The organism is Streptomyces sp. NH27 (assembly GCF_056859195.1).
In genome coordinates this window covers 1-5,558 of the sequence record NZ_JACEGK010000533.1, presented here as the reverse complement: position 1 = coordinate 5,558, position 5,558 = coordinate 1, and the positions used below count along the sequence as shown (strand labels likewise).

4 protein-coding genes are annotated in these 5,558 nt (G+C 70.5%); 2 read left to right on the top strand and 2 right to left on the bottom strand.

The window, feature by feature from the left end; translation table 11 throughout:
* The first annotated feature begins 35 nt into the window (after nt 1–35).
* Nucleotides 36–2,879 (top strand): MMPL family transporter, encoded by a 2,844-nt coding sequence (locus AC13HU_RS31180; RefSeq protein WP_483045329.1) that lies wholly within the window; start codon nt 36–38, stop codon nt 2,877–2,879.
* A 202-nt stretch (nt 2,880–3,081) separates the two neighbouring features.
* On the opposite strand, the gene AC13HU_RS31175 is transcribed toward AC13HU_RS31180, so the two are convergent.
* Together AC13HU_RS31175 and AC13HU_RS31170 are read right to left on the bottom strand one after the other, a co-directional pair.
* The gene (locus AC13HU_RS31175; protein ID WP_483045328.1) at nt 3,082–3,318 is read right to left on the bottom strand and encodes a DUF397 domain-containing protein; all 237 of its coding nucleotides are present in this window, start codon (nt 3,316–3,318) and stop codon (nt 3,082–3,084) included.
* On the bottom strand, nt 3,315–4,160 hold the full coding sequence (locus AC13HU_RS31170) for a helix-turn-helix domain-containing protein (protein ID WP_483045327.1): 846 nt from the start codon (nt 4,158–4,160) through the stop codon (nt 3,315–3,317). The genes AC13HU_RS31175 and AC13HU_RS31170 overlap by 4 nt, the downstream gene beginning before the upstream one ends.
* A 259-nt stretch (nt 4,161–4,419) precedes the next feature.
* Here AC13HU_RS31170 and AC13HU_RS31165 point away from each other — a divergent pair.
* Nucleotides 4,420–5,558 (top strand): DUF6907 domain-containing protein (locus AC13HU_RS31165; RefSeq protein ID WP_483045326.1); only part of this gene is annotated, 1,139 nt, incomplete at its 3' end.

The window sequence follows — 5,558 nt, the reverse complement described above, 5'->3', positions numbered from 1 at the left end:
CTGCCACCGACGAGGGGGATGTGAACGTGGCGGGTGTGGCGCGCTGGTGCGTCCGGCACAAGTGGTGGGTGATCCTGCTGTGGTCGGCCGCGCTGCTGGCCGTGGGCGGGGCGGGCCGGGCGGTCGGTGACGCGTACTCCGACGCGTTCTCGCTGAAGGGCACCGAGTCCGCGAAGGTGCTCGACCTGATGGACAAGGCGGTGCCCGAGCAGTCCGGCGAGGCCGACACCGTGGTGTGGCACGTGGACTCCGGTTCGGTGCGGGACGCCTCGGTACGGCAGCGGATCGACCCGGCGCTGGCGCGGATCGCGCACCAGAAGGACGTCGGCGCGGTGGTCAGTCCGTACGACCCGGCGGGCGCGGCGCAGATCAGCAAGGACGGCCGGACCGCGTACGCCTCCGTGACGTACACCAAGCTCGGCGGTGAACTGTCCAACGGCCAGGCACAGTTGCTGATCGACACCGCGCACTCGGCGCGGGCCCCCGGGCTGCGGGTCGAGGTCGGCGGCGCCAAGCCGGCGCAGGCCGAGCAGCCGCTGCCCGAACTCGCCGAGGGCATCGGCATCGCGGCCGCCGGAGTGGTGCTCTTCCTCGCGCTGGGCTCGCTGTTCGGGATGCTGTTGCCGCTCGTCACCGCGCTGTTCGGGATCGGCATCGCGTCGTCGGCGATCATCCTGCTCAGCCACGGCATGGATGTCGCCGACTTCGCACCGGAGTTGGCGACGCTGGTGGGTCTGGGCGTCGGCATCGACTACGCGTTGTTCATCGTCACCCGGCACCGGCGGGCGATCCTGCGCGGCCGAAGTCCGGAGGAGGCGGCGGTCGTCGCGCTGAACACCTCCGGCCGGGCGGTGCTGTTCGCGGGCGGCACGGTGTGCATCGCGCTGCTGGGCATGTTCACCTTGCGGCTGACCTTCCTCAACGGCGTTGCCGTGGCAGCCTCGTTGACGGTCGTGATCACCGTGGCGGCGGCGATGACGCTGCTGCCCGCGCTGCTCGGCCTGCTCGGCATGCGGGTGCTCAGCCGCCGGCAGCGGCGGGCGCTGGCCGCGTCGGGGCCGCGGGTGGGGTCGGCCACCGGCCCGGCGGCGCGCTGGTCGGGGTTCCTGCAACGGCACCCGCGCTCGCTCGCGGCGGTCGCGGTCGTGGTGATGGCGACGCTGGCGATCCCGGCGCTGTCCTTGCGGCTCGGCTCCTCCGACCAGGGCAACAACCCGGCCGGCACGACCACCCGCAAGGCGTACGACCTGCTGGCTGGGGGCACCTCCCAGGACGGAGGCTCTGGGGGAGGATTCGGGCCGGGCTTCAACGGGCCGCTCACGATCCTCGCCGAGGTGCCGTCCGCCGCCGACCAGCCGGCCCTGGACAGCCTGGTGACGGCCCTGCGCTCCACCCACGGCATCGCCTACGCGGCCCAGATGCCGATGCGGCCGGGGCAGAAGGTCGCCCTGGTGAAGGCGGTGCCGACCACCTCCCCGCAGGACAAGGCGACTTCCGACCTGATCGACCACCTGCGCGACGACGTGGTGCCCGCGGCCGAGAAGGGCAGCAGCATGCGGGCGTATGTCGGCGGCCAGACCGCGGTGTTCGAGGACTTCTCGACGGTCCTGTACGGCAAGTTGCCGCTGTTCATCGGCGTGATCATCGCGCTCGGCTTCGTGCTGCTGCTGTTCGCGTTCCGCTCGCTGGTGGTGCCGCTGACCGCGGCCGTGATGAACCTGGTGGCAGCCGCGGCCTCCTTCGGGGTGCTGGTCGCGGTCTTCCAGTGGGGCTGGGGCGGCGCGATCGCCGGGCGGGCCGGGCCGGTTGACGCCTTCCTGCCGGTGATCATGCTGTCGTTGCTCTTCGGTCTGTCGATGGACTACCAGGTGTTCCTGGTCAGCCGGATGCACGAGGAGTGGGTGCACACCCGGGACAACGCGCGGGCGGTACGGGTCGGCCTCGCCGAGACCAGCCGGGTGATCAACTCGGCGGCGGTCATCATGATCTGCGTCTTCGCGGCCTTCGTGCTCAGCGGGCAGCGGGTGCTGGCGATGTTCGGCATCGGCCTGGCCGGGGCGGTTGCACTGGACGCGTTCATCCTGCGCACGGTGCTGGTGCCGGCCCTGATGCACCTGTTCGGCCCGGCCAACTGGTGGCTGCCGAAGTGGCTCGACAAACGGCTGCCGCACCTGGCGGTGGAGCCGGCCGAGGAGGAGGCCGAGGGCCCGGCGTCCGCAGCCGCGTCGGGCGCCGGGCCGAACCCGGCCGACCCGAGCGGCGGTACGGGTCCGGTCGGCGGTACGAGCCGGGGCGGCGCCACGGTCCCGGTCAGCGCCACAGGCTCGGGCGGCGGTACGAGCCGGGGCGGCGGCGGTACGGCCGCGGGTCCGCTGGTGCGCGGGCGGGTGACCGGCGCGGCCGGGCTCCCGGTGCCGCGCGCCGAGCTCACCCTGATCGCCTCGGACGGCCGCCAGGCCGCCCGGGCCCAGGCTGCCCCGGACGGCGCCTTCTCGCTGCCGGCCCCGGGCAACGGTTCCTACGTCCTGGTGGCGGGCGCCCCCGGGCACCACCCGCAGACCGCGAGCGTGCTCACCGCCGGCCGCGAGGTCGACTGCGACCTGGTGCTGACCGGCACCGGCTCGCTCACCGGCACGGTGCGCCGCGCGGACGGCGGTCCCGTCGAGGACGCGAAGGTCGTCCTGCGGGACGCCGACGGCCACCAGGTCGCCGAGGCGCGTACCGGCAAGGACGGGTCGTACGCCTTCGGCAACCTCTACCCGGGCAGCTACACCCTCCTCACCATGGGCTACCCGCCCTTCCCGGCGACCGTGCGGCTGACCGAGAACGAGCGGAACGGCGACGGCGATGTCGACCTGGAGCTCACCTACTCCGACTGAACGGTCCCCCGTTGAAGCGGCCCGGCCCCCTCCCCCGAAGGAGCCGGGCCCGCGTGCGTGCCACCTCGCGGGCTGGCCACGCACCTCGTCCGGAGAGCGCGCGCCACCGACAGCAGCTCGACGGCAGCCGTGCGGAAGCGCGTTGAGGCCCGCCTCCCCCGGTTCGGATGGGGGAGGCGGGCCTTGACGTATGTGGCGAGCGTCAGTTGCCGAACTTGCCGTCCTGAAGGTCCACGAGGAACCCCGCGACCGAGGACTCGGGGAAGACCAGCACGGGACCTTCCGGGTCCTTCGAGTCCCGGATGGCCCGCATGCCGGCGAACGGCCCGGCCGTCAGGGGAGCGAGCTCGACGCACTGGCCTGATTCGTTTCCGCTGTACGAGGACTTCCTCCAGACGGCACCCCTGAGATTCGAGGCCGTCAAGTTCTTGGTGGTCACTGGTGCAGTCCTTCCAGGTGCTCGTTGAGGAGATCCCGCGACTCGTCGACCGGAAGGGCAGCTGAGGAAAGGTGATCGAACTCCGCTTCCAGATATCCGACTTGGTCGGGGTCGTACGTGTGCGATCCACCAGTCGAGGTGTCGACGCTTCCGACAGGGGTCCAGGGGTGCTGGAAGGTGAGGATGGTCGTTGCACCGTTGGCGCCGTAGGACGGGTGGGCGCTGAGCGGCAGGATCTGGATGGTGACGTTCTCCATGTTGGAGGCGTCGATCAGCTTGCGGAGCTGATCCTTCATGACGCCGGGGCCGGACTCGAACCGGGCGTGGAAGGCCGACTCCGGGACCAGAGCATGCAGCTTGGCTCGGCTGAGGACATCCTGCCGGGCCAGGCGGATCGCAATCATCGTCTCCGGGTTCTCCGACCGCGAGGTTGAGTGGATTTCCCTGACATAGCCCGGCGCCTGGATCAGCCCAGGGATGATCTTCGGATGCTGGACGCGGATGGTCTCGGCCTCGGCCTCCAGTTCCACGAAGTCGAGATATGCCTCGCCAACCTTGTCCGAGAACGACGCCCACCAGCCCTTGCCGGTCGGTTCCTCGGCGACCCGGGCGACCTCTTCGACGCCTACCGAGTCGTCAACACCTATCTTCGCGGTGAGCTTGTACACGTCGTCGCGACTGATGCGGTAGTAGCCGCGCTCGACGCGGGAGTAGCGCGCCTGACTCCACCCCATGTGCCGAGCGACTTCGCCCGACGGCACGTCAACCGCCTCGCGCCATTGGCGTAGTTGGGAACCCACACGGCGCCTCTTGACTGACGGCGTCGCTCTCTTCTGCGTCATGGTCGCAGTCTGGCACGCCTGCGTCACTCCTGGCTATGCACACCATCCTCTTTGGATTTCTGTTGAACGTGTTGCACGCCGAAGCGAAAAGGGAGCAAGCTAGGTCTGCGACGAAGGTGACTGTCCATCAAGTCACGATGATTCGTGACGCGCAGTGACACCTGCTGTCGCGCTGGGCCGGGCCACCGGCCCGGCGGAGGTCCGCCTCCCACCCCAGTGCGGGCGAACCCTGCCCCCTCCCACAAAGCCGAGGCCGCTGATGAGGAGCCAGATCACCACCTGCGCCGCCGGCGACTGGACGGACGGCGGCAACGGGACCGCCGAGCGGTTCCGTTCCGGCGTCCTTCGCAATGCGCCGGAACGGGATATCCAGCTCATGAAGCTCCGCAGAGAGCAGATGGGGCGGCGTCTCGAAACGGTGCGGGCCTGTGGCCGCGTCCCCCGGGTCCCCCGGGTCGCCCTGTACGCCCGCACGATGAACGGACTGAGTCCGGACCGATCCCTGGCCGCAGCACGCGAGTTCGCGGAGCGGATGGGTTGGCGGCTCGTCCGCGACGCGACGTTCACCGACGTCCTCGACGCTCCCGCTGCCGCCGCCGAGGACCGTTACGGATGGCAGCGGATAAAACAGCACGTCAAGCGCGGATTCGCCGACGGAGTCGTGGTGTTGTCCCGGTCCGTCATCAGCCAGTGGCCCGATGAGTACGAGGCCGAGCTGAACTGGTTCGCCGTGCACAGCAGTTTCGTCGCCCTGGTGCACGCCGAGAACGTGGTGTCGCCGTGGGACGGCTGCCCGGCCGACGCGGGCCGACTCATCGGGAGGCGGCACGACGATCCGCCTCTCCCCGCGGCCTCCGGCCCGCTACTTGCCCGGCCGAGCCCGGCCACTCCACGGCCGCCCACTGTCCACCTCCACCCGATTCCACCCCCCGACCATGAACAGGAACCCCACACCATGAACTCCGCGCTCCCCTCGCCTCCCGCCTTACCCACCTCCGCAACCACCGGTACGACGGGACCGGCGCGGCGGTGGACCATCACCACGACCACCGGCGAGACGACCACCGGCCACCTGCCCTCCTGGGCCGAAGCCGATCCCAGCGAACACGACGTACCCCCGCGGGAGTTGGCCGTACGCCTGGCCGACATCAACCACACCACCGAGTTCCCCGGGCAGATCCTGCACGCCTACTCACCGCGCAACCCCACCAACGCGCCGACCCCGCTGGAAATCCTGCACAGCAGCATCGACTGCACCCCCTACGCCATCAGCCCCGAACCGACCATCCCCGTGGTCAACATCCGCCTCGCCGAGGAGTACTGGCTCACCGACTACGGACCCGAGGACCTGACCCGGTTCGCCAACGGTTTGCGCGCCGTGGCCGACCGCCTCGACCA

Bases quoted from the DNA above. Each gene is read 5' to 3' on its own strand.
- AC13HU_RS31170 (WP_483045327.1), bottom strand. From the start codon at position 4,160: ATGACGCAGAAGAGAGCGACGCCGTCAGTCAAGAGGCGCCGTGTGGGT.